This window comes from Plesiomonas sp. (assembly GCF_051652165.1).
Taxonomy (GTDB): Bacteria; Pseudomonadota; Gammaproteobacteria; order Enterobacterales; family CAMTGL01; genus Plesiomonas.
This window is the reverse complement of record NZ_JBOFTR010000004.1, coordinates 1-26,592: the sequence shown is the minus strand read 5'-3', so window position 1 is coordinate 26,592 and position 26,592 is coordinate 1. Positions and strand designations below refer to the sequence as shown.

Annotated in this window: 29 protein-coding genes, 1 tRNA gene and 1 rRNA gene; 14 read left to right on the top strand and 17 right to left on the bottom strand. The window is 41.1% G+C overall.

From position 1 onward, the window contains the following. Positions 1-234 precede the first annotated feature (234 nt). The 3 genes from ACRC53_RS02725 (at position 235) to gspS2 (ending at position 1,774) form a co-directional block, all read left to right on the top strand. On the top strand, positions 235-579 hold the full coding sequence (locus ACRC53_RS02725) for an HdeA/HdeB family chaperone (RefSeq protein ID WP_438642040.1): 345 nt from the start codon (positions 235-237) through the stop codon (positions 577-579). A gap of 310 nt (positions 580-889) precedes the next feature. After that, positions 890-1,192 carry a YciI family protein gene (locus ACRC53_RS02720; protein ID WP_438642039.1) on the top strand — a complete coding sequence of 101 codons (303 nt, stop codon included), beginning with the start codon at positions 890-892 and terminating at the stop codon, positions 1,190-1,192. Between the two features lie 198 nt (positions 1,193-1,390). After that, the gene (gspS2, locus tag ACRC53_RS02715; RefSeq protein WP_438642038.1) at positions 1,391-1,774 is read left to right on the top strand and encodes a type II secretion system pilot lipoprotein GspS-beta; all 384 of its coding nucleotides are present in this window, start codon (positions 1,391-1,393) and stop codon (positions 1,772-1,774) included. Between the two features lie 92 nt (positions 1,775-1,866). On the opposite strand, the gene ACRC53_RS02710 is transcribed toward gspS2, so the two are convergent. Next, complete coding sequence (locus ACRC53_RS02710) at positions 1,867-2,583, bottom strand: TIGR01621 family pseudouridine synthase (RefSeq protein WP_438642037.1); 717 nt, start codon at positions 2,581-2,583, stop codon at positions 1,867-1,869. Positions 2,584-2,737: 154 nt separating this feature from the next. Between ACRC53_RS02710 and cls the strand changes: the two genes are divergently transcribed. The 3 genes from cls to ACRC53_RS02695 all read left to right on the top strand — a co-directional run bounded on the left by cls (position 2,738) and on the right by ACRC53_RS02695 (position 5,730). Beyond that, the gene (cls, locus tag ACRC53_RS02705) at positions 2,738-4,207 is read left to right on the top strand and encodes a cardiolipin synthase (protein ID WP_438642036.1); all 1,470 of its coding nucleotides are present in this window, start codon (positions 2,738-2,740) and stop codon (positions 4,205-4,207) included. Between the two features lie 120 nt (positions 4,208-4,327). Continuing rightward, the gene (locus tag ACRC53_RS02700; protein WP_438642035.1) at positions 4,328-4,504 is read left to right on the top strand and encodes a hypothetical protein; all 177 of its coding nucleotides are present in this window, start codon (positions 4,328-4,330) and stop codon (positions 4,502-4,504) included. Positions 4,505-4,767: 263 nt separating this feature from the next. After that, positions 4,768-5,730: a TerC family protein gene (locus tag ACRC53_RS02695; protein ID WP_438642034.1), complete on the top strand. Its 963-nt coding sequence runs from the start codon at positions 4,768-4,770 to the stop codon at positions 5,728-5,730. Positions 5,731-5,933: 203 nt separating this feature from the next. On the opposite strand, the gene ACRC53_RS02690 is transcribed toward ACRC53_RS02695, so the two are convergent. The 9 genes from ACRC53_RS02690 to ybgC form a co-directional block, all read right to left on the bottom strand. Further along, positions 5,934-6,623, bottom strand: a complete 690-nt coding sequence (locus ACRC53_RS02690; protein ID WP_438621925.1) for a DUF2076 domain-containing protein — start codon at positions 6,621-6,623, stop codon at positions 5,934-5,936. Between the two features lie 132 nt (positions 6,624-6,755). Further along, positions 6,756-8,135, bottom strand: a complete 1,380-nt coding sequence (locus tag ACRC53_RS02685) for an L-cystine transporter (protein WP_438642033.1) — start codon at positions 8,133-8,135, stop codon at positions 6,756-6,758. A 309-nt stretch (positions 8,136-8,444) separates the two neighbouring features. After that, on the bottom strand, positions 8,445-9,224 hold the full coding sequence (gene ybgF, locus ACRC53_RS02680; RefSeq protein WP_438642032.1) for a tol-pal system protein YbgF: 780 nt from the start codon (positions 9,222-9,224) through the stop codon (positions 8,445-8,447). Positions 9,225-9,236: 12 nt separating this feature from the next. Then, positions 9,237-9,749: a peptidoglycan-associated lipoprotein Pal gene (gene pal, locus ACRC53_RS02675; protein ID WP_438642031.1), complete on the bottom strand. Its 513-nt coding sequence runs from the start codon at positions 9,747-9,749 to the stop codon at positions 9,237-9,239. A gap of 35 nt (positions 9,750-9,784) precedes the next feature. Continuing rightward, entirely contained in the window at positions 9,785-11,077 is a 1,293-nt protein-coding gene (tolB, locus tag ACRC53_RS02670) for a Tol-Pal system beta propeller repeat protein TolB (RefSeq protein WP_438642030.1), read from the bottom strand. A 33-nt stretch (positions 11,078-11,110) separates the two neighbouring features. Continuing rightward, positions 11,111-12,280 (bottom strand): cell envelope integrity protein TolA, encoded by a 1,170-nt coding sequence (tolA, locus tag ACRC53_RS02665; protein WP_438642029.1) that lies wholly within the window; start codon positions 12,278-12,280, stop codon positions 11,111-11,113. Between the two features lie 18 nt (positions 12,281-12,298). Continuing rightward, positions 12,299-12,730: a colicin uptake protein TolR gene (gene tolR / locus ACRC53_RS02660; protein WP_438642028.1), complete on the bottom strand. Its 432-nt coding sequence runs from the start codon at positions 12,728-12,730 to the stop codon at positions 12,299-12,301. Between the two features lie 16 nt (positions 12,731-12,746). After that, positions 12,747-13,427 carry a Tol-Pal system protein TolQ gene (gene tolQ / locus ACRC53_RS02655; RefSeq protein WP_438642486.1) on the bottom strand — a complete coding sequence of 227 codons (681 nt, stop codon included), beginning with the start codon at positions 13,425-13,427 and terminating at the stop codon, positions 12,747-12,749. 1 nt (position 13,428) lies between these two features. Continuing rightward, on the bottom strand, positions 13,429-13,839 hold the full coding sequence (ybgC, locus tag ACRC53_RS02650; RefSeq protein ID WP_438642027.1) for a tol-pal system-associated acyl-CoA thioesterase: 411 nt from the start codon (positions 13,837-13,839) through the stop codon (positions 13,429-13,431). A gap of 329 nt (positions 13,840-14,168) precedes the next feature. Here ybgC and ACRC53_RS02645 point away from each other — a divergent pair, with 329 nt between their 5' ends. Then, complete coding sequence (locus tag ACRC53_RS02645; RefSeq protein ID WP_438642026.1) at positions 14,169-14,732, top strand: lipoprotein; 564 nt, start codon at positions 14,169-14,171, stop codon at positions 14,730-14,732. Between the two features lie 86 nt (positions 14,733-14,818). Here ACRC53_RS02645 and ACRC53_RS02640 read toward each other — a convergent pair whose 3' ends face one another. The 3 genes from ACRC53_RS02640 to ACRC53_RS02630 form a co-directional block, all read right to left on the bottom strand. After that, positions 14,819-15,412, bottom strand: a complete 594-nt coding sequence (locus ACRC53_RS02640; protein WP_438642025.1) for a TorD/DmsD family molecular chaperone — start codon at positions 15,410-15,412, stop codon at positions 14,819-14,821. A gap of 36 nt (positions 15,413-15,448) precedes the next feature. Further along, a complete protein-coding gene (locus ACRC53_RS02635; RefSeq protein ID WP_438642024.1) occupies positions 15,449-16,150 on the bottom strand; it encodes an esterase/lipase family protein in 702 nt (233 codons plus the stop codon). A gap of 105 nt (positions 16,151-16,255) precedes the next feature. Further along, complete coding sequence (locus ACRC53_RS02630) at positions 16,256-16,675, bottom strand: surface-adhesin E family protein (protein WP_438642023.1); 420 nt, start codon at positions 16,673-16,675, stop codon at positions 16,256-16,258. Positions 16,676-16,944: 269 nt separating this feature from the next. On the opposite strand from ACRC53_RS02630, the gene nfo reads away from it, so the two are divergent. After that, entirely contained in the window at positions 16,945-17,811 is an 867-nt protein-coding gene (gene nfo, locus ACRC53_RS02625) for a deoxyribonuclease IV (RefSeq protein WP_438642022.1), read from the top strand. Between the two features lie 95 nt (positions 17,812-17,906). Here nfo and ACRC53_RS02620 read toward each other — a convergent pair whose 3' ends face one another. After that, entirely contained in the window at positions 17,907-18,749 is an 843-nt protein-coding gene (locus tag ACRC53_RS02620) for a DUF5718 family protein (RefSeq protein WP_438642021.1), read from the bottom strand. Between the two features lie 215 nt (positions 18,750-18,964). Here ACRC53_RS02620 and ACRC53_RS02615 point away from each other — a divergent pair, with 215 nt between their 5' ends. Together ACRC53_RS02615 and rplY are read left to right on the top strand one after the other, a co-directional pair. Continuing rightward, positions 18,965-20,767, top strand: coding sequence for a DEAD/DEAH box helicase (locus ACRC53_RS02615; RefSeq protein ID WP_438642020.1), 1,803 nt, complete (start codon positions 18,965-18,967; stop codon positions 20,765-20,767). A 140-nt stretch (positions 20,768-20,907) separates the two neighbouring features. Next, positions 20,908-21,198 (top strand): 50S ribosomal protein L25, encoded by a 291-nt coding sequence (rplY, locus tag ACRC53_RS02610; RefSeq protein WP_438642019.1) that lies wholly within the window; start codon positions 20,908-20,910, stop codon positions 21,196-21,198. An 86-nt stretch (positions 21,199-21,284) separates the two neighbouring features. On the opposite strand, the gene yejK is transcribed toward rplY, so the two are convergent. After that, positions 21,285-22,292, bottom strand: coding sequence for a nucleoid-associated protein YejK (yejK, locus tag ACRC53_RS02605; RefSeq protein ID WP_438642018.1), 1,008 nt, complete (start codon positions 22,290-22,292; stop codon positions 21,285-21,287). Positions 22,293-22,491: 199 nt separating this feature from the next. Here yejK and ACRC53_RS02600 point away from each other — a divergent pair, with 199 nt between their 5' ends. From ACRC53_RS02600 to ACRC53_RS02590, 3 genes are all read left to right on the top strand, one after another. Beyond that, positions 22,492-22,719, top strand: a complete 228-nt coding sequence (locus ACRC53_RS02600; RefSeq protein ID WP_438621942.1) for a YejL family protein — start codon at positions 22,492-22,494, stop codon at positions 22,717-22,719. Positions 22,720-22,738: 19 nt separating this feature from the next. After that, a complete protein-coding gene (locus tag ACRC53_RS02595; RefSeq protein ID WP_438642017.1) occupies positions 22,739-24,592 on the top strand; it encodes a DUF3413 domain-containing protein in 1,854 nt (617 codons plus the stop codon). An 81-nt stretch (positions 24,593-24,673) separates the two neighbouring features. Next, a tRNA-Pro gene (locus ACRC53_RS02590) sits at positions 24,674-24,750 on the top strand. Positions 24,751-24,854: 104 nt separating this feature from the next. Here ACRC53_RS02590 and ACRC53_RS02585 read toward each other — a convergent pair. After that, positions 24,855-25,229, bottom strand: a complete 375-nt coding sequence (locus ACRC53_RS02585; protein ID WP_438642016.1) for a hypothetical protein — start codon at positions 25,227-25,229, stop codon at positions 24,855-24,857. Between the two features lie 554 nt (positions 25,230-25,783). Here ACRC53_RS02585 and ACRC53_RS02580 point away from each other — a divergent pair. After that, positions 25,784-26,314: a winged helix-turn-helix domain-containing protein gene (locus ACRC53_RS02580; RefSeq protein ID WP_438642015.1), complete on the top strand. Its 531-nt coding sequence runs from the start codon at positions 25,784-25,786 to the stop codon at positions 26,312-26,314. 195 nt (positions 26,315-26,509) lie between these two features. Here ACRC53_RS02580 and rrf read toward each other — a convergent pair. Next, a 5S ribosomal RNA gene (gene rrf, locus ACRC53_RS02575) occupies positions 26,510-26,592 on the bottom strand; the annotation flags it as partial.

The window sequence follows — 26,592 nt, the reverse complement described above, 5'->3', positions numbered from 1 at the left end:
CCATTCAAGGCAGTATCAACGTGCAATATACTGCCTTATTCATCTGTTTTATTGATTGATTTTCTCTACTTAGTATTTATCAATATAAGATCATTACTCGCAGAAACACTCCCATACAAATAACATGAATTTTTGTCTTTTATCGCATTGCTGACATTAATAGTTAGCGTTAATGTTTAATTAAACAGTATCTGTTAACATTTACTGTTGTTTTATACATTTAAGGAGCAAAATATGAACAAAAAAACCATGCTCGGTATAACATTTGCTGCACTGTGTTTTTCCGGTGCTTCTTTTGCTGCTACTGCTCCTACTGTTTCAATAGTACCCGTACCACAAGATATGACATGTCAAGATTTTTTGTTATTAAACCCACAAGCTCAAACACCAATGACATTTTGGGTAGCAAATTCTAATACTCACTACAAAAATGGTGATTATGTCGATGCTCAAGTTGTAGGTTCAATTACACCCATGATTATTCAAGAGTGCCAAAAAAATCCACAGCAAAAAATTAGTACAATGAAAGCTAAAATTCATGAACAAGCTCTAGCATTACAACAAGCTACAACAAAATAGCAGTATAAATGTTAGTTCTGTGCTTATTGCTCTACTAAAATAGAGTAAAAATGCCAAACATCTCATCTTTTATCTAAGAAAAACAGGTAGGTATTTACTTTATTCTGCCTGTTTTTTATTTTATTATTAGCACTCAACTTTTTTATTATAAATCACGCTGCTTTAAGTCACACTTTAAGAATAAAAAGTAGTAATAAATCATCATAAATATGTTCATTTATACTATTAAAAGATGCTATAGAGTATCTGTTTTTAGTGTCCGGTATGCTTATATTTTATAGAATAATATTTTCTTAGACGGGGAATCATAATGTTATATGTTATCATTGCTGAAGATGCACCAAATAGCTTAGAAAAACGGCTGTTAGCTCGGCCTCAACACCTTGCTAGATTACATAAACTACAACAAGAAGAGCGTCTTTTAGTTGCAGGTCCTAATCCTGCCATCGATCAAGAAGATCCCGGTAATGCTGGTTATAGTGGATCAATTATTATTGCTAAATTTGATGATTTAGCCAGTGCAACACAATGGGCTGACACTGATCCCTATAAAATAGCTGGCGTATACCAATATGTTACCGTAAAGCCATTTCGTAAAGTATTCCCCGACTAAAAACCAAAGGGTATGCACAGCATTGAATATAACCTGACTACGTATTTTAAAATAGACCTCAATCAAACATCACTCATTTTATCTTATATACTCATGCTACACTCTCTAACGATTGAGAATTATATTGATATAATATGATATGATATAAATAGAATCCTATTTACATTAACAGATCCTTAGATAGGTGATTAACTCTTTATGTTACGTCAACTTAGCTGCTCACTCATCATATTAGCTCTTGTCGGATGCGCAGCATCTCAATCACAACAAGATGCTGAAAATCTTGCTGCAATTCAAGTCAATAAACTGACTAAATATTTACCGATGCAATCAGATGGCTATACATTGGTTGTTGCTAACAAACTTGTTAGCAATATTAAATTGATTTTTATACAAGATAATCAACAAAAACCTAATGATCAGTCACCTAACCAATTTTTAGATGCATATAAAATACAAATGTGCCGTAGTGATGAAATTCGTCATTTACTCAAAAAAGGTGTTACCTACACAATTACAGTTAACAGTCTACAAAGCCAACCTGTTGGACAATTGGCACTCAATAGCAAAAGTTGCTCATAACAAAATATCACGGGTACCTTTTATTTTTTTAATACCCGTGAATTTATTCAATACATTACTCGTCTATCTATCTGCATAATAAACGATAAGCATTAATCTTCCAGTTCATTGGTTTGAACTACTCCTTGAGGTAACAAGAGTGATGGCCAAGGTAAATCCCATGGGTTCTGCCAATGTATTAATTGTGTAAGCACTGCTGGATGTAGAAACCACTCACCAACATCAGGCATTACCCTCAGCGCGTAACACTCATCTTGGTAGATAAATCGCAATTGCCATGCATGCAAATAACCGCGATCAGCTATACTGCTTGCATATAAAGAATCACCTAAAATTGCAGCACCAACACTTTTTAATGCTACACGTATTTGGTGTGTTTTTCCGGTTAATGGTTTGATAATAAATAATCGCTTTCCAATTCCGGTTCCCGCACTAAAAAATTGAGTTGCCGCTGGATTATGCTGAGATGAGAGCAACTTCCAACTTCCACGCCGAGAGCGTTGCATATCACCCACTATTTTCCCTTGTTTACGCTGTGGTTGTTTATCAGAAATTGCAATATAAAATTTTTCAACTTTACGCTGGGCAAAAAGCATAGATAATGCTGCGGCTGCTGAAGCATTCAGTGCTAAAATAAGAAGGCCTGATGTCATTTTATCTAAACGATGCACCAACCAGACTTGCTCAACGCCTAATTGTTGTGCAACTTGCGTTGTTAATCCTACTGCCTCATCATCACGGTGTACACTTATGCCCGCAGGCTTATTAATAACAATAAAATCAAGGTGTTGAAAAACAATCGAAAACATGAATACCCCACAAATAGTGGATAAATTATACCCCTGTTATGTTATAGATAAAAATTTAAGCGTAACAATTACACATAATTTATACAGTCAGAACAGTTTCACCAAGCCGTATAAATACTTAACCTACTGAAAAAAAAGATAAAGCTGACGTAAAATGAAATACTTTTCTGACATTGTTAATATCGTCGACTGGATACTTATTTTTGGCTACTGGCTACTGGTTGCTGGAGTAACCTTCAGAGTCTTGATGAAACGCCGTACTGTTGCCGTTTCAATGGCATGGTTGTTGGTCATTTACATTTTACCGTTATTGGGTATTGCAGCCTATTTACTCTTTGGTGAGCTATATCTAGGTTCACGTCGAGCGGCACGCTCACAAGCGATGTGGAAACCTTTTTCTGACTGGTTTAATACGCTTAGTCAGTGTGATCAACTCGTTAATTTAAAATCTAGCCATACCGCAGCACCACTATTTAATTTATGTCGCCGTAGGCTCAAAACACCGTGTATTAATGGTAATCAACTCAACTTATTTACAACACCTAATGATATTTTAAAAAGTATTGCCCATGATATCTCTCTAGCAACTCACACCATTTCAATGGTGTTTTATATCTGGCACAGTGGTGGGCAAGTTGATAGCATTATCAATGCACTTTTAGATGCAGCTAAGCGCGGTGTAAAGTGTCGAGTTATGCTTGATTCTGTTGGCAGCATAAAGTTTTTTCGTAGCCAATACCCACATCTATTTCGTACTGCCAACATCGCTTTAATAGAAGCCTTACATGTAAATCCATTACGGGTTTTTCTACAAAGAATGGATCTTCGCCAGCATCGTAAAATTATCATCATTGATAACGCGATTGCTTATACTGGCAGCATGAATATGGTCGATCCTCATTTTTTTAAACAAAACGCTGGGGTTGGTCAATGGGTTGATATGATGGTACGTATTGAAGGGCCGGCAGCCTCTGCTCTCAATTGTATTTATGCATGGGATTGGGAGGTTGAAACCGGTGAGCGCCATCTTCCCGCGCTTCCTAATTGTTCCATATTGCCTGGAACACCAGATAATGCACATGCAGTACAAGTACTTGCATCAGGGCCTGGATTTCCTAAAGATCTGTTACCACAAGCACTGTCTACGGCCATATTCTCTGCACGTAAACGTATCGTGATGACAACACCGTATTTTATCCCCGATGACAGCCTGATGCTGGCACTCTGTTCAACCGCTTCACGTGGTGTACAAATTGATATTGTACTGCCTAAACACAATGATTCTCTGATGGTCGGCTGGGCAAGTCGAGCATTCTTTGATGAATTACTTACCGCAGGTGTCAGAATTCACCAATTTGAAGATGGTCTGCTGCATGCCAAAAGTCTGCTTATTGACGATCATCTCAGCCTTGTTGGTACAGTGAACTTAGATATCCGCAGTATGTGGCTCAATTTTGAAGTCACCATTGCTATTGATGATACCAACTTTGGTGAACGGCTAGGCATTGTGCAGGATGACTACATCGCCCGATCTACCCTACTCAATATCAACCAGTGGGCCCAGCGCCCATTACTGCATAAAATTACCGAGAAGATGTTTTACTTCTTTACCCCACTACTCTAATAACGCCGTTTTTTAACGAAAATAGAGCAGGCAATAAATAGCTCGAAATTAAGAATGATTCGTATTATCATAAAAATGTATTTGTATGATTATTTTATGTGGTACATATAAAGGTGAATAATGATACTGACTACTCGGGTTATATTGATCGCAGCACTGCTGATTATCTCCACCATCAGTGGCCTCTATCTTGGCTGGCCAATCACGATTTCAGGCTTATTTATTGTGCTACTGTTTGGATATAATCTTTATAAGCGCAGTAAACCTGATTGCGGCTGTGGGTGTGGCAGCGAATAAAGTAAAACAGAAATATGTGCTATTTCTCCATAATGCGCGGCATATAATAAATAGTACTGGAAGAAATATGCCCTAAAATCTATAATTCACGCACAAGGGGAGTAACTTCATTGCTGGGCTATCGTCATTACGGTGTTTTATTGCACCCGGTACTCAGGCAACATATGTTGTAAGTGAGACCTTGCCGTAAGGCAAAGTCTATCCTAAAAAAAGATGACCAAGCCTTACGGACTTGGTTTTTTTGTTTTTAGGAGTTTACTAATATGGAAAGTATCGGCAATAGTTGGATGTGGATAGCATTCTTCGTGCTGGTTATCGGGTTACTGCTCGTTGATCTTCTCGTCCTCAAAGGTGGTAAAAACCACAAAGTATCGTTAAAAGAAGCGGCTATCTGGTCTGTGATCTGGATATCTGTTGCGATGCTGTTCAACCTCGGCATTTGGTATTACCTTGATCTTAATCTGGGTCGGGAAATTGCAAACCAAAAATCACTCGAATTTTTAACTGGTTACGTCATTGAAAAAGCCCTCGCGGTTGATAACGTTTTCGTCTGGCTAATGATTTTTGGCTACTTTGCTATCCCTGCCGAATTACAACGTCGTGTACTGCTCTACGGTGTACTGGGCGCTATCATTTTACGTACCGGTATGATTTTTGCCGGCAGCTGGTTAATCACTCAATTCCACTGGATCCTCTATCTGTTCGGTGCATTTTTGGTACTTACCGGTATTAAAATGCTCAAAAGTAGTGATGGTGAAGGGAATTTTGATAAAAACCCGTTACTCGTATGGGTTAAGAAAAACTTCTCAGTAACACACGAACTTGATGGTGAAAACTTCTTTACCGTACGTAACGGTGTACGCTTTGCCACCCCAATGTTTTTAGCCTTAATACTGGTTGAAATCAGTGATGTGATCTTTGCGGTAGACAGTATTCCGGCTATTTTTGCCGTAACCACAGACCCTTTCATTGTCTTAACCTCAAATATCTTTGCCATTATGGGGTTGCGTGCAATGTACTTCTTATTGGCTGACTTTGCCGATCGGTTTGCCCTGTTGAAATACGGTTTAGCTATCATTCTGGTCTTTATCGGTACAAAAATGCTGATTATTGAGTGGATAAAGCTTCCGGTATTACTGTCATTGGGTATTGTGGCCGCAATTTTAGCCACATCGGTTATTGCCAGCTTGGTTTACAGTGCGCGTGAAGGAAAAGCTAAAGAGTAATAGACCACTATTACCACGTGTAGTACGTGTAGTACGTAGTTAATAACAAATACGTTAACCACGTTTATACCCCTAACACCTGCATAATAAAAATCCCCGCTGATTGAATCAGCGGGGATTTTTTATCTCTGATGAGTGATCACTCAATATCAAATTATGCCATACAATGAGATTTATATTAAACAATAGCGGCTATCATCCTATTAGAACAGGCCATTATTGTCGTCATCGTCATCAAAAAAATCATTGTCATCATCATTACTGCTGTTATCCAAAAAACCATTATCATCTTGTGGATCAACAATATCATTATCCAAACCAAACGGATTATCATTATCCGTATTGCTCATTGCGGTTAATGCATCGGAGTTAGCCAGAAAATCATTCGAATCATCAGACGTTAACCCAGCGGTATTTGCCGGATCAATAAAGTTATTCGTGATATTTTCAACAACAGGTTGCGGGTCAATATTCATCGCATTCATTCCCTCATCACGTGAAGAGAACAAACCACTTAGCGCATCTGAAATCAAATTCCCAGCCACAACACCGGTTGTCATTGCCGCTGCGGTTTTCATAAAACCACCAAACATAGAGGGTTGATATTGCGGAGCGGGTTGTTCAACAACCGGTGTTGCCCCACGCATTCTCTCCATCATTCCCTGTTCACGATATGCTTTTAATTGCTCTTCAAGGTAGGCTACCTTACTCTTAGCTTCTGTTAACGCCACTTCCTGTAAAATATTACTCTGTGTTAAGCGATACAAAGCATCAGGCTGCATTGCAATCTGCTCACTGATTAATGCTTCTGCTGCAGGGTCTTTACGGCTCAATGTATGATTACGTAAACGATCAGCTACACCCTCAATCATGTTCTGTTCTTGCGGTGTCATACCCTATACTCCAACAGTTTCATCATCACCAAAACTGCTGATAGTAGTACTGCTAAACGAAAAAAAACGCTACTTAATCAGTAGCGTTTTACACAATTTATTACTCTTTCGCATTCACTATATGCAATCATATTATGACGTTATTTTATCTTCGCCACGAAATATATCCATATCTGTTTGCCCCAGAGCACGGCTTGAAACCATACCCGCTGTCATTGCACCATTAACATTCAATGCCGTTCTTGCCATATCAATTAAAGGTTCAATTGAGATTAGAAAACCTGCTAATGCAATAGGTAAATTCATCGTTGAAAGTACAATGATTGCAGCAAATGTTGCACCACCACCAACACCTGCAACACCAAACGAGCTTAATGTTACCACCGCAATTAATGTGGCAAGAAAAGAAGGATCCAGTGGATTAATACCGACGGTAGGCGCAATCATTACTGCCAACATTGCTGGATAAATACCCGCACAACCATTTTGCCCAATAGTTGCACCAAATGATGCAGAAAAATTGGCAATGGTAGAAGGGATACCTAACTTATCAATTTGTGCTTCTACGTTCAGTGGAATAGTCGCTGCACTTGAGCGCGAAGTAAACGCAAAGGTCAACACAGGCAACACTTTACGATAATAACGAAACGGATTAACCCCAGCAAAAAACAAGAAAATACCGTGCACTATAAACATCAAGCCAATAGCCACATATGATGCAACCATAAAGCCCAACAAATTAATAATATCGTGTATATTAGATGTGGCGACAACTTTAGTCATCAACGCCATCACACCGTAAGGTGTTAGACGGATCACCATACGCACTAAGCGCATAATTAATGTTTGTAATGTATCAATAGCTGCCGTGATTTTTTCGCCCACTTCTGGCTTCTCAGCCTTCAGTTTCAATGTAGCGACACCTAAAAATGCAGAGAATACAACAACACTGATAATTGAGGTCGAACGAGCACCAGCTAAATCAGCAAACGGATTCGTCGGAATAAAAGAGACCAACATTTGTGGGAACGTCAGACTCGCTATTTCCCCACTCTTTGAGATCATCATTTCACCACGCGCCAGTTCACGTGCCCCTTGTGTTAACCCTTCCGCTGTTAAACCAAATAGCTCAGTAATACCAATTCCAATAGCTGCAGAAATTGCAGTCGTCACCATAAGCATCAACAAAACAGAAAAACTGATCCGCCCCAATGAACTTGCATCACTTAACTTAGTTACAGCAGACAAAATAGAGACAAATACCAGTGGCATGACTATCATCTGCAATAGGTTAACATAACCATTGCCAGCAATATTCAACCAGTCTAATGTCTCTTTAACAACAGAATCCGTGTTTTGGAAAAAAAATTGCAATAATGAGCCAAAACCAACCCCAATAACTAAGCCAACAAATACGGCCCTTGAAAGACTAATACCACTACGTTGATAGCGTACCAGCAGCAACGCTGCTACTAAAAAAATGGCAATATTACCCAGTACAACAAAACTCATATTACCCTCGATACAGAATTAACCTGATTTTTATAATAAATAGTTACATTGCCATCATCGCTGAATACCAAATAAATGGAAAGTTCATTAATTTCAATGCATATCTAAAAAAAGCATAAAGGAAATAATGCTACCTGCGTCATCTAAAAACATGTTTTTGTTTTCTTTTAGATAAAGATCACATCAGATAATGTTTTATGTACCAAATCATACCCATATGTAAAAAAGCCTATAAGTATAGAAAACTTATAGGCTTTTAGGTATATAAATATACGATGCTAGGTTTTATTTATCGCTACAAATAATGCATTAACGGCCTAATGAATCTAACCGTGATTTTGCCATTTTTGCTGATGACGAAGTTGGATATGATTTAACAATTTGTTGGAATAAGGTTTTAGCTGCTGCTGTATCACCTTTTTCTTGTGCAATAATACCTAGCTTTAGCATAGCATCAGCGCGCTTAGGTGATTTAGGAAAATCTTTCACTACCGCTGCAAACTGCTGAAGTGCCTCATCTTTGCGTTGCTGGTTAAACAATAACTGCCCTAACCAATAGTGTGCATTCGGGCGATAAACTGATTTTGGGTACTGGCTGATGAACGCCTGAAATGCAGCAATGGCTTTATCATACTGTTTATCACGTAAAACAAGTTGTACGGCTGCATCATAAGCCTGATTTTCAGTAGCATTATTGCTCACTACAGTATCTGTTTTTGCTGTATCCGCGTTTGCGGACGTAGCATTAATTGGTGCAGATACAGGCACAGATGATTTTGTCTGAGTAGACATATTATCAATCTGTTGATATAGCTGACGTTGGCGTTCAATCGCCTGATTTAATTGATACTCACTACGCTCAAGAGAACCACGTAATTGATCCATTTCGCCTTGCAGAGACATCAACTGTTGCTGTGTATCTGTCAGTAACTGGTTACGCGCTTCCATCATGCGTTCAAGGCGAGTAACCCGATCTTCTAAAGATCCAGTTCCCGCCTCGTAGACTGGAGCTTGCGCTGTAGCCGTGTAGGACACGGCTACAAGTACCAGTAACGACAGACTCGCAAGCGATCTGTAGTTACGGTTCATGCAATACCCTTATTAGTAAACTAGCACTGCGCGACGGTTTTTCGCGTATGCATCTTCAGTATGGCCTAGAACAGCTGGTTTCTCTTTACCGTAAGAAACGATAGAGACTTGATCTGCATTTACGCCACGACCTTGTAAGTACATTTTCACTGCGTTTGCACGACGCTCACCCAATGCAATGTTATATTCAGGTGTACCGCGCTCATCTGCATGGCCTTCAACAACCACTTTGTAAGATGGATTATCACGCAGGAACGTTGCATGCGCATCAAGCATTTGAGCAAACTCTGGCTGAATATCGTACTTATCAAAACCGAAGTAAACGATGTTATTTTGCTGAAGTTCTTGCATCATCATACGTGCTTGCTCTTCAGCAGACATACCGTTGCTGCCATTACCGACACCATTCTCTTCAGGTGTAATAACTTGATCTGTATTTTCGTTGCTCTTATTTGAACTACATGCAGCAACAGCCATTACAGGCAGAACTAACATCAATCCCTTCAACACTTTATTCAGTTGCATTTATTATATCCTTTAATTTAATTATCTTTACTTCATCACAGATACGGCGACCAAGCCGGGAATTTCACTTGCCCATCAGTTGCCGGAACACGTGCTTTAAAACGTCCGTCCGTTGACACTAAATTCAATACTCTGCCAAGGCCTTGTGTTGAACCGTAAATAAGCATAGTGCCATTAGGAGACACGCTTGGAGTTTCATCAAGAAATGTATTAGTCAGAACCTCAACAGAGCCTGTATCTAAATCTTGTTTTGCAATATTTTGCCCTTTTCCTGCGGAAGTCACCATATACAGTGCTTTTCCATCAGGCGATATTTCACCATTTTGGTTCTGCGCACCTTCCCAAGTCAAGCGTTCAACAGCGCCCGAACCCAAATTTAATTTATAAATTTGTGGGCGACCACCGCGATCAGAGGTAAATGCAATTGACTGACTATCTGGATACCACGATGGTTCAGTATCATTAAAACGGCCCTCTGTTACTCGGCGAATTTGCCCAGATGCCATATCCATAACATATAGCTTCAAACTACCATCTTTTGATAGCGCAAATGCCATTTTAGTGCCATCAGGTGAGAATGCTGGCGCACCGTTATGACGTGGGAACGAGGTTAAAACTTTACGTTTTGATGTGCTTAAGTCTTGTAACATTAACTGAGAGTGGCGATTTTCAAATGTTACATATGCTAATTTACGCCCATCTTTTGTCCACGCAGGGGACATAATAGGCTCTGGGGAACGATGCACAACGAACTGATTAAAGCCATCATAATCAGACACACGTAACTCATAGGGATAACGGCCACCGTTAGTCTGTACCACGTAAGCAAGACGTGTTCTAAAAGCACCTTTAATACCGGTTAAACGCTCAAATACCATATCACTGACAGTATGCGAAGCATAACGTACCCACTGTTTAGTAACACGATACTGATTCGTTTCTAGTACAGTACCCGGTGAGCCGGCTGTATCAACCAGTTGATATGAAATCAGATAGTTTCCATCGGCCCCAGCTTGAATTTGGCCAATCACAATGGCATCAATACCCATTGCTGACCACAATGCTGGCTTTACTTCTGATGCGGTGCTTGGTTGTTGTGGCATACGTGCTGGCGGAATTGGATTAAACTTACCGCTGTTTCGTAAGTCAGCTGCAACAATTTCAGCTACATTATCTGGTGGGTTACCGCTGCCCGTCCATTTAAAAGGAACAACGGCAATTGGGCGTGCAGTATCTACACCTTGATCAATAACAATGCGGACTTCTGCACTGGCTACCGCAGTAACCAGCATCATTAGCCCTGCAAACAATTTTAAGACCGGTTTCATTGTTTCTCCTAATTCAAAACCCGTGCTGCAACATTAGAATTGGAACTCTAAAACTGCATTCTTAAACTTATTGTATACAGCATCTGAAGGCGGTCGTGGTAACTTTTGTGTTATCTTAATCGCTCGTTCTGCTGCTTGGCACAATGCAGGATCACCTCCAACAACTGATGAGCTTAAAATCAAACCATCAGGTGCAAAATTAATTTTTACGCTACAGGTTTTACCACGGTACAAGCTAGTGTCATACATATTACGGCTTACCGCTTGTTTAATCAGACCACCGTATTTGTCACCATCAGGGCCAGGATCACCTGCTTTACCGGAACCTGCAGCTTGACCACGTGCTGAAGCACTGCTTCCACCACTGGCATCTTGTGTTAAACCATTTAAAACATCATTTAAAGCTGCTTCACTGTTAGCAGCTTCTTTTGCTGCCGCAGCTTTGGCTGCATCGGCTTTTTTCTTAGCATCGGCATCTGCCTTTTTCTTGGCCTCAGCATCTGCTTTCTTTTTTGCATCCGCAGCCGCTTGTTTTTTTGCTTCTGCTGCTTTTTCGGCAGCAGCTTTCTCAGTAGCTATTTTCTCTGCGGCAACCGCTTCTGCTTTTTTCTTGGCCTCCGCTTCAGCTTTACGTTTTACCTCAGCATCGGCTCGTTGTTTAGCTTCTGCATCGGCTTTCGTTTTTGCTGCCAAGGCTTCTGCTTCTGCTTGTTTTTTTGCATCTTCTGCTTTTTTCTGTGCTAATTCCGCTTTCTTTTTTGCCTCTTCTGCTTGTTTTCTCACAGCTTCAGCTTTTTGAGCCTCTTCTTGCGCTTGTTTTTTCTGCTCTTCAGCTTGCTGACGAGTCTTTTCTGTTTGTTTAGCAGCCTCTTGTGCTTTTAAACGCTCTTTTTCAAGCTCACGTAAACGCTCTTCTTCAGCTTGTTGTTTTTTCTGAAGCTCTTCCTTTTTCTGCTGTTGTTTTCGTTTGCGCTCATTTTCAGCATGACGTGAATCATCGTTTTGCTGTTGTAAACGCTTATACTGTTGTGCTACTGCACCCGGATCAACCATGACTGCATCAATTGCTCCGCCGCCCCCACCGCCACCAGCGGGGATCTCCTGATACATAGAACCGAATATCAGCAGAGCAATCACCAGTACATGCAAGATAACGGAGACAACAACCGATTTTGTCAGTTTATTTTTGTTGTTGTTATCCATCAATACAACATTCTCTATTTATATCGGGTTAGTCATAAGGCCAACGGATGTTACGCCAGCCTCATGCAGTAAATTCAGGGCTTTAATCACTTCTTCATAAGGAACATCTTTTGCTCCCCCTACTAAGAAAGTTGTTTTTTGATCCCCCTGCCCTATATTTAAACGGGCATTTTGCATCACTTGATCTGCGCTGAGATTTTCATCACGTTTGCCATCAATCGACATGGCGTATTGATCAACGCCTGACACTTCCAAAATCACCGGCGGACGATCATCTTTGGTCTCCACGGCACTGGACTCTGCTGAGTCAGGCAGATCAACTTGTACACTTTGGCTAATGATGGGTGCTGTTGCCATGAATATCAGCAATAACACCAATAACACATCCAAAAATGGAACAATGTTAATCTCTGATTTTGTTTCGTGCCGTCTACGCCGTGTATAGGCCATCTGGAACGCTCCTCATTTACTGCTTTGCTGCATCAGCAGCAAATGCTTGCCGATGCAAAATAGCGGTAAATTCTTCGGTGAAATTACCGTAATTTTGTTCTAATTTAGACACGCGCAAATTGAGTCGGTTATAGGCCATAACGGCTGGAATAGCAGCAAATAAGCCGATAGCTGTTGCAATCAGTGCTTCAGCAATACCCGGTGCAACCATTTGCAAAGTGGCCTGTTTTACTGCACCTAGTGCAATAAAGGCGTGCATAATTCCCCAGACCGTACCAAATAGGCCAATATAGGGGCTAATAGAGGCCACTGTTCCTAAAAAAGGAATATTGTTCTCTAAACTTTCTAGTTCGCGGTTCATCGAGATACGCATAGCACGGGATGCCCCTTCAAGCACAGCCTCTGGTGCATGGCCATTAGCACGGTGCAAACGGGCAAACTCTTTGAATCCTGAATAAAAAATTTGCTCTGTTCCACTGAGTTCATCGCGGCGCGTTGAGCTCTCTTGGTATAATCGAGCGAGATCAATACCAGACCAAAACCGATCTTCAAAGGCATCGGCTGCACGAGTAGCTGCATTCAATACACGTGAACGTTGAATGATAATTGCCCAAGAAGCGATGGAAAAACCGATTAAGATCATCATGACGATCTTAACCATAAAGCTTGCCTTTAAGAAAAGGTCTAATAGGTTCATTTCAGCAGACACTAGTAAACTCCGCGACTAACACAGCTGGAAGTGCAACAGGTTTCATTTTCGACGGGTCTATACATGCAACCAATACTTCGGCTGATGACAGTAACCGCCCATCCTGATGAATAATTCGTTGGTTAAAGGTTATCGATGCCCCGCGCACAGCGACAATTTCGGTCTCGACAGTGAGGAGATCATCAAGGCATGCCGGTAAACGGTAGTCAACAACGATACGACGCACGGCAAAGGCGATATGACTTTGCCGTAACGTGTGCTGCTCGAATCCACTACTGCGTAGTAGTTCAGTTCGCGCACGCTCAAAAAAGGCCACATAACGTGCATGGTAGACGACCCCTCCTGCATCCGTGTCTTCATAATAAACGCGAACGGGCCATTGATAGATCTTATTGCTCACCTGACATTCCAATGTTTGGGCTTGTACAAGGTGTTACTATACTCAAGTGTCTGGTTATTGGGAATAATCTGTCAGTGCTTTACGGTGATTTATTTATCTATTTTGGTAAATTACCTTTAATACTCTTTGAGTATACTCATCGATTTGTGTATCTTTTTTGACATATTTAGGTTTAAGTGTGTTACGTTCCTTTCTCACTCTGCAATTTATGTTGAGTGCATTGTCAATACCTTTACAAAAAAACCCAGAGCAACCGCACATTCTGGCTCGATTTTTATAGATGTAAACGGTATTCTGCCTGCCTATTTATGTGTAATCAGAGATGTACCATGACAAAAAAACTCTATGTAGTGTTAGCTTTGCTGCTGACCGGTTTTCTTGGCGCATGCAGTCAACTGACTCAATATTCCTTGAGTGAGCAACAAGTCAATGAGTATTTGCAGCAAAAAGTTGAATTTCAAAAACAGTTAGGATTACCGGGTGTTTTTGAAGCACATATTACGTTGAAAAACATGACAGCTAAAATTGGCCGTACTGAGCCAAATCAGGTGATTTTAGATGGCATTGCTGATCTCAATTTAGACACGCTTGTTGGCAAAGATCACGCAACCATTAATTTATCACTGGCTGCTCGCCCCTATTTTGATCATGATACGGGTGCTATCTATTTGCGTGATATGCAATTACTTAATACCACTGTTAGCCCTGAATCTTTAGATAAGAGTACAAAAGTGCTGTTACCTTATCTGAAAAACTCACTGCAGTTGTTCTTTAATCAAACGCCGGTTTATGTGCTTGATGCTAAACGAAGCAAGGAAGAGGCTTTAGTTCGTCAGCTTGCGAAAGGTATTGAGATTAAACCCGGTAAAATTGTTATTCCTTTATCAGAATAATCGCAATAAGTAATAAAGCGGTTTTCTTATTAGGCTGAATCTGTATCCCATATAGATTCAGCCTTTATTTTTTATTGCTATTAATTTTATTTGGCTTGTTCGGTATCACTTTGTTGGTGTTCTAGTTGCTCAACAAGCTCATCTGCCATTGCTGAAAGTGCTTCACGTATCAGTACAGCAAGACTACGGTAAAAACCATTGGTTGCATGAGTTTCGATTTGGCCAAGAATTTTGGCTGCTGTAGGCAGTAGATAGTGCTGAAATAACTGCTCTTGTGCGGTAATTTCATCTTCTGCACTGTGATCTTCAATCCAGGATGCGGTTAACAACATCAATCCTAAATGTCCGCGTTGTGCTGCATCACTGGCAATAGCAGGCATGCCAATTTGTTGCTGAAATGCGGGAAACGCTGTGCTATCAATGCCGTAATCAGCAGCAAATAACGATACACTTCCCTCAGTAGCAAACAGGTGTTGATAGTCACTGTTTAGTGCAGCAATATCCTGCTTCATTCGTAACTGCTTCATGGCAAATTCACTGTTATCACTCAATACCAGTGGCCACATTTCACTGAGTGCACCTTGTTCTAGCATGGCTAATACCGGCGGCATAACAGAGTCATTAGGTTGACGGTATAACAACGTGCCAAATAAACGACAAAGTGTAGAGAAAGTATTCATTTACATATCCTGCAATGAGCCATAAAACCATGAAGTTTACGCATTTACTGCTTGTTGTACATCTTGATTACGGTGAGCAAAGTGTTGATGCTGTAAAAAATGGTCAACTTGCTGAATAACATCCCACTGATAAATCATATTGGTATGGGTAACGGCAATATCAATATGATCAGTAGAGCCTTCTATTTTTACTTCACTCACTAAGACTAATCCGTCGTTTGGCTCGTTATCCCATTGCCAAAAGAGTAAAGGACGCATACCAATGGCGGTTGTTCCAGCGATTGTGCCGAGCGGAATATCAACGGACCAGGTTTCTGGTAAGTCGGTTTGCAATAGCCCATGTTCACCCGAGTTGCCCATCATCCAGCCTAACCCCAGTTGTTGTAAGCGAGCGGCAGTGCTGGCACGCTGATGTGGTGTACCTAGTGTGATGACTCGGCTTATCTGAGGTTGTTTTTGCTGAGTATGTTGATGGGAAAATGAGCCATAATGCCGGTGCACATAGTAGCGGATAATCAGCCCTCCCAAACTGTGCCCGACCAGATATATTGGCTGATTTGGGTGCTGATTGATCAGAGCATCGAGGGCTGCATAGATTTCATTTAACTGAATATTGACCGAGTTATAAGTTAACATTTCTGTTTTCCAGCCTAGATGATGCAGCCTATCAGTGAAAGGCTGCATCATAAGGCCATTCATAAACAGGCCATGCAGTACAATGATTACGCCCTCGCGCATGGCAACCCTCTTACTTTTATTATTAGTATTTCTTCTTTATATCTGCACGGATGGTTTTAGTGTCACAGATTTTAGGCCTGCGAAATGCTCTCTGTTCAATATTTGCTATATCGGTGTTGTACACAGTTGATTGAGTAATAATGCATTGCCTGTTTCCGGCACGACAGCAGTAAAAGGTGCAGACTCATAGCTGGCCATAATAAAATGTTGGCCATTATCTTGAATAGCAACAATATTATCTGTTGCGCTCTGTTGTGCTGCACAATTAATTCTGACTTTGCTGTGTTGCCCAACTAATGACAATGCGCCTGCGGCAACAGGTTTTGTATAGTCAATCCGCATCTTTGCATAGGTTATGCCTTTTTCATCGGTTGTTATCGTTTGGGTATCGAGATAGACCTGCCCCTGCGGTATATTGCCAACCGGTTTCCAATCAGACTCGGCTGCCTGTACAGTCAATGCCACCAATGAGGTAACGAAGGCTAACGTATAGACGGTGAAGGGATGAGCAAGGGTAATTAGCATCGTAAGATCCTCTGTATTTATGTGTATAGATAGGGTCTGTTTCCTACCCCATATTGGCTTTAATGATCTGCTCTCTCATCCCTGAATATTTTGTTGAGTTCTTAAGTTCTTACGTTCTTAAGGCTTTTCAATCACGATGTTTGATGATCGCTTTAATAAACGTAGGCAATAAGTAGGGAAAAATGCCAATAATTCGAGACGCGAATTACTGTTTTATGCTGTAAACCGATTCAGCCCCGCGGCATAATAAAAAGAGAAGGAGTGCATAAATGACAAAATATATTGGCGCACATGTTAGTGCCGCAGGTGGTGTTGATCAGGCGGTATGGCGGGCAAAAGAGCTCAATGCAACGGCGTTTGCGCTATTTACCAAAAATCAGCGCCAGTGGGCTGCTGCACCATTAACCCCAGCAATAATTGATGCGTTTAAACAGGCGTGCGAGCTGACCGGTTTTAAACCTGAGCAAATTTTACCGCACGACAGTTACCTGATTAATTTGGGCCACCCAGAAGCCGATGCACTGGAAAAATCACGCGCCGCGTTTTTAGATGAGATGCAGCGGTGTGAGCAACTGGGGTTAACGCTGCTCAATTTTCACCCTGGTAGCCACCTGAATAAAATCAGTGAAAAGGAAAGTCTGGCAAAAGTGGCTGAATCTATCAATATTGCACTGGATAAGACTTCTCAAGTCACTGCAGTGATTGAGAATACTGCCGGTCAAGGTTCTAATTTGGGCTGGAGGTTTGAGCATTTAGCCGAAATTATTGCACAGGTTGAGGATAAGAGCCGCGTGGGTGTTTGCATTGATACTTGCCACACGTTTGCTGCCGGTTATGATTTGAGCAGTACTGAGGCTTGTGTCAAAACGTTTGCCGAGTTTGATGCTGTAGTCGGGTTTAACTATTTGCGTGGTATGCATATTAATGATGCAAAAAGTACGCTGGGTAGCCGTGTTGACCGCCACCACAGTTTGGGTGAAGGTAATATTGGCCATGCGGCATTTGAGTTTATTATGCAAGACTCGCGCTTTAACGGTATTCCGCTGGTGCTTGAGACTGTAGATATGAGTATCTGGCCGCAAGAGATTGCTTGGCTACAGTCTTTAGCAAATAAGGCACAACAAATCAGTGCATGACAGCGTGTAACCAAAAACTGCATACTTTGTTGGAGTATGCAGTTTATATTGACTGCTTATGATGAGTGCTTAATTTTCATTATTCGCTTTAATGCTTAGTAATCAACCTGTTGAACCAGTGCCGAGAGATAGGCATCTGAGAGTTGGTTTATTCTCACTTTCTCTTCAATATCGTGCGCGCTGTAGAACTGGCTGTTATACACCACCACAACGCTGCGATCCCCCAAACGTAAAAAGTGGGTTTCGCCAAATTCGGTATAACGGGTAGCGCCGATACTGATCAGTGCTTGTGCCGGATAACCAGCCTGTTTGAGCAGTGCTGCAATGTTCTCCGCTGGGCCTTGATCTTGCTGAAAATTCATCTGATTTATCAGCCAATCAAGCAAGCGGTGGTGAAAATAGCTGTACTCAACCACCGGGCTATCAATGCCATACGCATGCACCTGACCATCGCGTACCAGATAGCAGGCGATACGGTAATCATCCATCACCCCACCTTCAGCGAATTTATCGATATCCAGCAATGTGGCAGAAACCCCTTTGCTGCACATGCCCCAGTTCTTTTTCTCGCTGATTTTTTTAGCATTCGGGCGGCGAATTGAACAATCATTGTAGGCAGCAAATTGGCGTGGAGTCAGCCCGACCACCTGCCCGTTCTGATAATGAATATCACAAACGATGGCAACTTCCGGTTCAATTTGCAGGTTATCAGCATCCGCCGGAGGCACGATATGATCGGAAGAGAGTGGGTAAGTGTGCAGAAAATGCGGAGCGCGCTCTGCTGCGCAGGTATTTGGCACATAAAATGGGAAGATGGCTTTTGGGGCAACCACATCAGATACGGCTACAGCAACGAAATCTTTTGCTTCGCCCGCCTGTTCAAGATGCCCGGCAAAATTACCGGCAACGCCCAACCCGATCATGTGCTGAAAATTCATATCCGCTTCTCTTTGAGTCAATGTGTAAGCCGTAAAGTGCCATTATATCGGAAAGATGTGCCCTGCATCCGCGCGCGGTATCAAAGTTGTGCACATTTTGTAGGTAGTAATAAAGGGACTGGTAACATGGCCGATTTACCTGTGTTTCGGGAATCGGGTGAGACAGTATATACTTTCCCACAGTTATCCTTTTATAGCGGTTTATGTTGTTACCCATGGCTTTTACTCTGCGCCCATACCAACAAGAAGCTGTTGATGCAGCAATTCACTATTTTCGTCAGCATACCAGTGCAGCAGTCATTGTTTTGCCCACCGGTGCGGGGAAAAGCTTGGTAATTGCTGAACTGGCACGTAAGGCACGCGGGCGTGTGTTGGTACTTGCTCACGTAAAAGAGCTAGTCGAACAAAATCACGCTAAATACTGCGCGTACGGGCTAGATGCAGATATTTTTTCGGCGGGATTACAGCAAAAGCAGAGCCAAGGTAAAGTGGTTTTCGGCAGTGTACAATCTGTTGCCCGTAATCTGACCGCGTTTGAAGAGGCATTTTCACTGCTGATTATTGATGAGTGCCATAGGATCAGTGATGGTGAGGACTCACAATATCAGCAGGTGATCCGACATTTACAACAGCATCAGCCAAATGTGCGCATTCTTGGGTTAACCGCCACACCATATCGTTTAGGAAAGGGGTGGATTTACCGCTATCACTACCACGGCATGACCCGTGCCGATGCGGAACAAAACCCAATGTTCCGTGACTGTATTTATGAACTCCCACTGCGGTATATGATTAAGCACCGCTATTTAACGCCACCTAACCGGCTCGACATGCCAGTGGTACAGTATGATTTTAGCCAGTTGCAGGCTAATCAAATGGGGCTGTTTTCTGAGCGCGATATCAACCTCACTCTGCAACAACAGCGAATAACCCCGCATATTGTCAGCCAAATTATTGAGTATGCACAAGCACGCCAAGGTGTAATGATCTTTGTGGCAACCGTCGAGCATGCAAAAGAGGTGTACGGGTTATTACCCGACGGACAAGCGGCGCTGATTACCGGCGAAACCCCAGCCAGTGAGCGGCAACACCTAATCACCGCATTTAAACAAAAAACGTTACGCTATTTGGTCAACGTTTCTGTATTAACGACCGGTTTTGATGCTCCACACATTGATTTAATTGCTATTTTACGGCCTACCGAGTCGGTCAGTTTGTATCAGCAAATTATTGGGCGCGGTTTGCGCCTTGCGGAGGGAAAAACCGACTGTTTAATCCTTGATTATGCCGGTAACCCGCATGATCTGTTTACACCGGAAGTGGGTAGCCACAAACCGGCAACCGACAGTCAGCCGGTGCAGGTGTTTTGCCCTGCTTGTGGTTTTGCCAACCAGTTCTGGGGGAAAACTGACACACAAGGCACGGTTATTGAACATTTTGGCCGCCGTTGTCAGGGCTGGTTTGAGTATGAAGCCGATGAAGGTGTTTCAAACGGGAAAAATCGTGAGCGTGAACAATGCGATTACCGTTTTCGCTTTAAGGTGTGCCCGCATTGCGGGGCAGAAAATGATATTGCTGCCCGCCGCTGCCATCAGTGCGATCAAGTATTGGTTGATCCTGATGATATGCTCAAAGCCGCGCTCAATTTAAAAGATGCAAGGGTGTTACGCTGCTGCGGTATGTTGCTACAAGAGGGGCGTGATGGCAAAGGAGCATGGCTCAATATCACCTATTTTGATGAAGATGGCGGCGAAGATGGTGCTGAGGTCAAAGAGCGTTTTTACCTTGAGACAGCGGCTCAAAAACAGGTATTCCAGTTGAAGTTTTTGCGGGTACACCAGCGTGCGCCGGGTGTTCCATTTGTTTGGGACAGTGCAGCGAGCATTATTGCCCAACAGTCTTGCTTGCGCGCCCCCGATTTTGTCGTCGCGCGTTTACAGGGTAAGTACCTAAAAATTCGCGAAAAGGTTTTTGATTATCAGGGCCGTTTTCGGAAAGCATATGAGTTACGGGGATAACGGCACGTACCTCGACACAATAAATAGAATTGGTTTGCGATTAAGGGCGATTTTCGTTAAAATCCGGCCTCGTTTTATAATAGGTTCAGTGCTGGGTCGCCTGCATTGCTGCCTTTAATTATCCTTAGTGAGAAACAATTATGTTTACTTTCAATGCTGAAGTTCGTTCCGACAAAGAGCAAGGTAAGGGTGCGAGCCGCCGCCTGCGTATTGCTAACAAAGTACCTGCAATCGTTTATGGTGGTAACAAGCCACCAGTAGCAATCGTTCTGGAACACGATCCAATCATCAACGCGCAAGCTAACGATGCGTTCTACAACAGCGAAATGACTCTAGTTATCGCTGGTGAAGAAGTTAAAGTTAAAGTTCAAGCTATGCAGCGTCATGCGTTCAAGCCAAAAGTAACGCACATCGACTTCGTTCGCGCTTAATTTCGCGTACTTTGTTCGAAAGAAAAACGCCGCATTATGCGGCGTTTTTTGTGGGCGCGGATAAGCGAACACATATCATTAGGTGATTATTTTCCCGCTGCTCGACGTTGCAGTTGGTCACGCAGGTTTGGCGGAGTGCCTTTGATCGTCAGGGTATCTGTTGTGGCATCCCAGTAAATACGCTCACCAAGCAGTAGAGCATCAAAACTCAAGGTGATCCCACCGCCACTGCCGGTAAATTTGGTTAGCTGACGTAAAGTCGATCTGTCGGCTGGAAAGCTCTCTTCCAGTGCATAATCTTGCTGCTCCGCAAACTGATAAAAGTTCTGTTCAGCCACTTCCGGCAATACATTTGAGAGATCTTTCAGTTCTATCTCATCACCGGCTTGTAATTGCTCATTACAGTAGGCATACACTTTTTGCCGATACTCTTGTCGCTCTTCTTTATCGAACTGCGCTTCGGCACAGTAGTCATTAACCGCTTGTAATAAGCCACGATTCTGCGCTTTAGTGTCTAGCCCTTCCGCTGCGCCGAGAAAATCCATGAAAAAATCAGACACTTTTCGCCCTACTCGCCCTTTTACAAAGGTCAGATAACGTTGAGATTCAGGATTACTTTGCCATTCGGTAAGATCAATACGTGCAGCGATATCTAAATGGGTGATATCAAGATAGTGAGTCGTGCTGACATCAAGCAGTTCATTGACACGCATACTGACACAGTTGTTAAGCTGGGCAATCAGTAAGTATTCTGAAGCCAGATAGCGGTAATGGCACAATACCACCACACCACTCTCGGCAAACGGGTATTTTGCTAGTTGATCACGCAATTGTTCGGTTGCCATACGTGAAAAGGTAAGAAAATCTGTCGATTCAGCGATCCAGTTTTGTAATGTTGGTGCAAAAACACTCTCTGGATTAAACAGACCATAAGCCTTTCCTGCTTTAGCAGAGTAAACTCGATGTAGCTCTTCCATCATCTGCTCAACAGCATCATTAATGGGTAGCGGAGAGTCGCGCAACATGATATCGAGTGTACTCTCATCACGCTTTACTAACTGGTGTAATGCAATATGATTAACCTTTAGGCTCATGGTGTTTTTTTATCCTCTTTGCATTTGGCCTTGTTCTTTAGATGTGTATTGAAGCACCGCCTTTTGTTCTGTGCAAGACACAGCGCGTCAGTATGAAAAGGCAAATGTGCGGAATCAATCTTCAATGCACAAAAATGCGGAAATCAATGGCCAGTTTAGGTATTATGTAAGGCTAAAACTTCGTTATGAGCACACGCGAATGGCACAAGAATCACGTTATAGCGACGAAAAAGTCGAAAATATTCTGACGGATATGATTGAAACTCTAGAACGTCATCAAGTTCCTGTAGATCTATCATTGATGGTCTTAGGTAATATGGTCACTAATCTGATCAACTCCAGCATTGCACCACAACAGCGTAAAGTGATTGCACGCTCTTTTGCTGATGCCTTGCTCTCTTCTGTAAAAGAAGAAAAACTGCAATAACAGGAGTCGCAAGAACCCGATGCTGAAAACTGGCCCGCGCTACCGTGAAAAAGTTTCCCAGATGATCACTTGGGGTCACTGGTTTGCTTTATTTAATATTCTGGCGTCACTGGTGATTGGGAGCCGCTATTTTCTGGCTGCTGACTGGCCACCAACCCTGCTAGGCCGTGCTTATGCATTTATCAGTTGGATTGGTCACTTTGGGTTCTTGGGCTTTGCCGCTTACCTATTAATTCTCTTTCCTCTGACATTTTTAATAATGTCACAACGATTATTACGTATCGGTGCTGTTGTTTTTGCAACAAGTGGACTTACGCTTTTATTAGTTGATACTGAAGTATTTAACCAATTTCATCTTCATTTAAGCCCTATTGTTTGGCAAATCTTAGTTAACCCTGATGACGGCGAGCTCTCGCGTAATTGGCAACTCTTATTTATTGCTGTTCCAATTATTTTTTTAATTGAACTGCTCTTTGCCACGTGGAGCTGGCAAAAATTGCGTAGTTTAGGCCGCCGAAATTTCGACCGTTATTTTGCTATTCTATTTATTTGCTGCTTTATTACATCACATCTTGTTTATATGTGGGCTGATGCTACGCTTTATCGTCCAATCACGATGCAAAAAGCCAATTTACCACTTTATTACCCAATGACAGCTAAACGCTTTCTTGAACGTCATGGGTTTATGAATCAAGATGAGTATTTGCGCCAGCTTAATCAGCAAGGCACACCGGATGCCGCAACAGTACACTATCCGCGTAATGACCTTACATATACCCCACAAGCAAAAGACTACAATATTTTATTAGTTGTTGTTAATGGATTACGCGCTGATGCACTTAACAATACAACAATGCCAGCACTTAACCAGAAAGCTAATTTAGCAACCCGTTTTAATAATAATTACAGCACTGGTAATAATGCAAATACGGGCTTATTTGGCCTATTTTATGGGCTCTCGCCTACTTATTTAGATGGTATTTTATCTATTCAAAAATCATCTGAGTTTATTGATGCATTACAACACCGTGATTATCAGATGGGGCTATTTTCAGCTAACGGTTTCGCTGCACCACTCTATCGCCGTGCTCTATTTAATGGTTTTTATCTGCCTAAAGCACATCCAAAAAATCTGGTTGCTAGTGATGTTGCTGTTACGCAGCGTTGGAAACAATGGCTTGAACAACCTGGGCGTGGCAGCAAACCGTGGTTTACCTATGTCAATTACAGTGCACCAGCCTCATTTGATAAAGGCTTTACACAACGTAGCCGTAGTGTAGAAAACCATAGTGAAGAGAGTGTTGAAGCAACCAGTGCCCAAGAGTTGCGGCAAAAATATCAAAATAGTGTACAGAAAGTGGATCAACAGATACAACAGCTTTTTGACACATTACAAGAACAACATTTGCTTAATAATACTGTGGTGATCATTACTTCTGACCATGGTATGGAGTTTAATGAGACTGGCCATAATAATTGGGGCTATAATCAAAACTTTAGTCAATATGAATTGAAAGTACCGCTACTCGTATATTGGCCAGACAAAGTGCCGAGTATGGTAGATAAACTAACCAGTAATACGGATATCTCGGCTACATTAATGCAAGATGTTCTTGGTGTTACTAACCCACTATCTGATTACACTCAAGGCGAAAATCTGTTCACACCAGAGCGTAAACATAATTGGGTACTGGCGGGTAATGCAAATCAATTAGTGATTATCAGTAACGATCAACAAATGCATTTAGACAATCGAGGTAATTTTAGTGCCTACGATATAAACTATAAACCGCTACCGGAAGACAAACCGCGCTTAAGTATTTTATTGCAAGCACTAAAAGAAGTAAGGCGCTTTATTACTGATGAAAATTAAATTATATAGCCATGATATTTATAAAATAATGTGATCTATCTACTTGTATTCAAATGATAAATCAGTAATATAGTAATGGTTCGGCATGTAGCGCAGCCCGGTAGCGCACTGTCATGGGGTGTCAGGGGTCGGAGGTTCGAATCCTCTCATGCCGACCAGAATCCCTATAAAAGCTCACCTATTATGGTGGGCTTTTTTCATAGTGTATCAGCATTAAATAGTCTATATTTAATGTTTTCATATTTAAATGGCAAATAATCGATTAAGTTTTAAACAACACAACCATATTGTTAAATATCTCTAATACCGTAGTTAATGAAGTCGTAAGTGCCTCTTCAGTAACAGAGATCTCTGCTAATAAGACCAACTTATCCTCTTGAATGTTTAAAAAAACATGCTGGCATGATTTGATAGCATCTATCAATGCTAACGATTGATTACTTACGATATCTTGTGCTTGGGTATCTATCTCAATGACAGCATGTAAAATTTCTTTTTCGATATAGATATAAATCTCCTCTCCTGTATGTAAACTAATACTAACAGGCTCGGTATACTCAATATTAGAGAGTAAACCAACATCCAGATTTAAATTATCAACTAACACGCCGAGTACTATTTCACGAATATTTTTCAAATTCGCTCTCTTTTTAATCCTATCTTTCATAAAAATAAAACAATCTGAGTAATAAAACTAGACTTGCATATAAAACACACTTCTTTTAGCACATTGTCTTGTTAGTCATATCAGGTAAATACTTGCTTATTATCACTATAGTGTATTTTTATATTTGCAATATGTTGAACTAATTTACTGTACTATAGAAAATTTAAAGACCATTTGTCATTTAAATTGAATGATAAATTCGATTATCACTCATTATTAAATGCTATTAACGTAACGCTCATGCCACAATATTATGCGTTATTCCCAATAAACAATGAAAAAAAATGAAATAAAAATATCTTTATCCTGTTTAAATTTTATTTTCAATTTGAAATTAACCTTTTTTATAAAAAAAACACAAAAAAAGTGATTTTTATAGTTTTATAATAAATTTTAATCACATATACATTACAATTTTTATACGTATCCATTTTCATACGTATCCGTTGAAAGTTCAGGTTTAATCTGTAGCACTATCATCTTTTCACATTAATTAACACACACATAAGGGGTCTATTTAAATTATGGAGCGAATTTATAGTTTAGGTAATGGTGTCATTTTTGATTCACTAAAAAATCAAATCGCAAAAAACAGCGATATTATTTCATTAGGAAGTAGAGAGGCAGCAATACTGAAATTACTTTGTGACCATAAAAATCAAATCGTAAATAAAACAGATCTTCACGATTATGTTTGGGGGAAGGTATATGTAAGTGAAACATCCTTAACTAAAGCGATATCTAACTTAAGACGTTCGCTATCTTTATTTCAACTCAGTTCTAGTGAGATAAAGACTGTACCTAAAGAGGGGTATATTTTTATTTATGAAGATTTGCCAGAGCCAGAAAATAACCCCCTATTACAAAAGCAAAATGATAACCAAGATTATCTAATTTCTTCTTTATCTCAACAAGAATTAACAAAACCATTAATAACGAAAAAAAATAAATCACACCCTCGTATAAACCGTTATATCACATTAGCTTTATCTTCATCTTTTGCATCTTCTTTAATTACTGGTGTAGCTTTTATTATCTTTGATTTTTGCGCTTAGTTAATTTTTTAATTAAAACAACCAAAATAGAAAATACAGTTAACGCCTTTACACCATAGAGATATTATTAAACCTCAATTTATTGCTTAACCAACCTTATTTATCTCAAATAAGATAAATATATTATGAATGATTAAACTAAAACCCCAAACGCAAAAAGCCCATCCTTTCGGATGGGCTCTCTACTTATTTGATGCCTGGCAGTTCCCTACTCTCGCATGGGGAGACCCCACACTACCATCGGCGCTACGGCGTTTCACTGCTGAGTTCGGCATGGG

Excerpts from the sequence above, each read along its gene's own strand:
- ACRC53_RS02725 (WP_438642040.1), top strand. The coding sequence starts at position 235 with ATGAACAAAAAAACCATGCTCGGTATAACATTTGCTGCACTGTGTTTT.
- ACRC53_RS02720 (WP_438642039.1), top strand. The coding sequence starts at position 890 with ATGTTATATGTTATCATTGCTGAAGATGCACCAAATAGCTTAGAAAAA.
- gspS2 (WP_438642038.1), top strand. The coding sequence starts at position 1,391 with ATGTTACGTCAACTTAGCTGCTCACTCATCATATTAGCTCTTGTCGGA.
- ACRC53_RS02710 (WP_438642037.1), bottom strand. The coding sequence starts at position 2,583 with ATGTTTTCGATTGTTTTTCAACACCTTGATTTTATTGTTATTAATAAG.
- cls (WP_438642036.1), top strand. The coding sequence starts at position 2,738 with ATGAAATACTTTTCTGACATTGTTAATATCGTCGACTGGATACTTATT.
- ACRC53_RS02700 (WP_438642035.1), top strand. The coding sequence starts at position 4,328 with ATGATACTGACTACTCGGGTTATATTGATCGCAGCACTGCTGATTATC.
- ACRC53_RS02695 (WP_438642034.1), top strand. The coding sequence starts at position 4,768 with ATGGAAAGTATCGGCAATAGTTGGATGTGGATAGCATTCTTCGTGCTG.
- ACRC53_RS02690 (WP_438621925.1), bottom strand. The coding sequence starts at position 6,623 with ATGACACCGCAAGAACAGAACATGATTGAGGGTGTAGCTGATCGTTTA.
- ACRC53_RS02685 (WP_438642033.1), bottom strand. The coding sequence starts at position 8,135 with ATGAGTTTTGTTGTACTGGGTAATATTGCCATTTTTTTAGTAGCAGCG.
- ybgF (WP_438642032.1), bottom strand. The coding sequence starts at position 9,224 with ATGAACCGTAACTACAGATCGCTTGCGAGTCTGTCGTTACTGGTACTT.
- pal (WP_438642031.1), bottom strand. The coding sequence starts at position 9,749 with ATGCAACTGAATAAAGTGTTGAAGGGATTGATGTTAGTTCTGCCTGTA.
- tolB (WP_438642030.1), bottom strand. The coding sequence starts at position 11,077 with ATGAAACCGGTCTTAAAATTGTTTGCAGGGCTAATGATGCTGGTTACT.
- tolA (WP_438642029.1), bottom strand. The coding sequence starts at position 12,280 with ATGGATAACAACAACAAAAATAAACTGACAAAATCGGTTGTTGTCTCC.
- tolR (WP_438642028.1), bottom strand. The coding sequence starts at position 12,730 with ATGGCCTATACACGGCGTAGACGGCACGAAACAAAATCAGAGATTAAC.
- tolQ (WP_438642486.1), bottom strand. The coding sequence starts at position 13,427 with ATGAACCTATTAGACCTTTTCTTAAAGGCAAGCTTTATGGTTAAGATC.
- ACRC53_RS02645 (WP_438642026.1), top strand. The coding sequence starts at position 14,169 with ATGACAAAAAAACTCTATGTAGTGTTAGCTTTGCTGCTGACCGGTTTT.
- ACRC53_RS02640 (WP_438642025.1), bottom strand. The coding sequence starts at position 15,412 with ATGAATACTTTCTCTACACTTTGTCGTTTATTTGGCACGTTGTTATAC.
- ACRC53_RS02635 (WP_438642024.1), bottom strand. The coding sequence starts at position 16,150 with ATGCGCGAGGGCGTAATCATTGTACTGCATGGCCTGTTTATGAATGGC.
- ACRC53_RS02630 (WP_438642023.1), bottom strand. The coding sequence starts at position 16,675 with ATGCTAATTACCCTTGCTCATCCCTTCACCGTCTATACGTTAGCCTTC.
- nfo (WP_438642022.1), top strand. The coding sequence starts at position 16,945 with ATGACAAAATATATTGGCGCACATGTTAGTGCCGCAGGTGGTGTTGAT.
- ACRC53_RS02620 (WP_438642021.1), bottom strand. The coding sequence starts at position 18,749 with ATGAATTTTCAGCACATGATCGGGTTGGGCGTTGCCGGTAATTTTGCC.
- ACRC53_RS02615 (WP_438642020.1), top strand. The coding sequence starts at position 18,965 with ATGGCTTTTACTCTGCGCCCATACCAACAAGAAGCTGTTGATGCAGCA.
- rplY (WP_438642019.1), top strand. The coding sequence starts at position 20,908 with ATGTTTACTTTCAATGCTGAAGTTCGTTCCGACAAAGAGCAAGGTAAG.
- yejK (WP_438642018.1), bottom strand. The coding sequence starts at position 22,292 with ATGAGCCTAAAGGTTAATCATATTGCATTACACCAGTTAGTAAAGCGT.
- ACRC53_RS02600 (WP_438621942.1), top strand. The coding sequence starts at position 22,492 with ATGGCACAAGAATCACGTTATAGCGACGAAAAAGTCGAAAATATTCTG.
- ACRC53_RS02595 (WP_438642017.1), top strand. The coding sequence starts at position 22,739 with ATGCTGAAAACTGGCCCGCGCTACCGTGAAAAAGTTTCCCAGATGATC.
- ACRC53_RS02580 (WP_438642015.1), top strand. The coding sequence starts at position 25,784 with ATGGAGCGAATTTATAGTTTAGGTAATGGTGTCATTTTTGATTCACTA.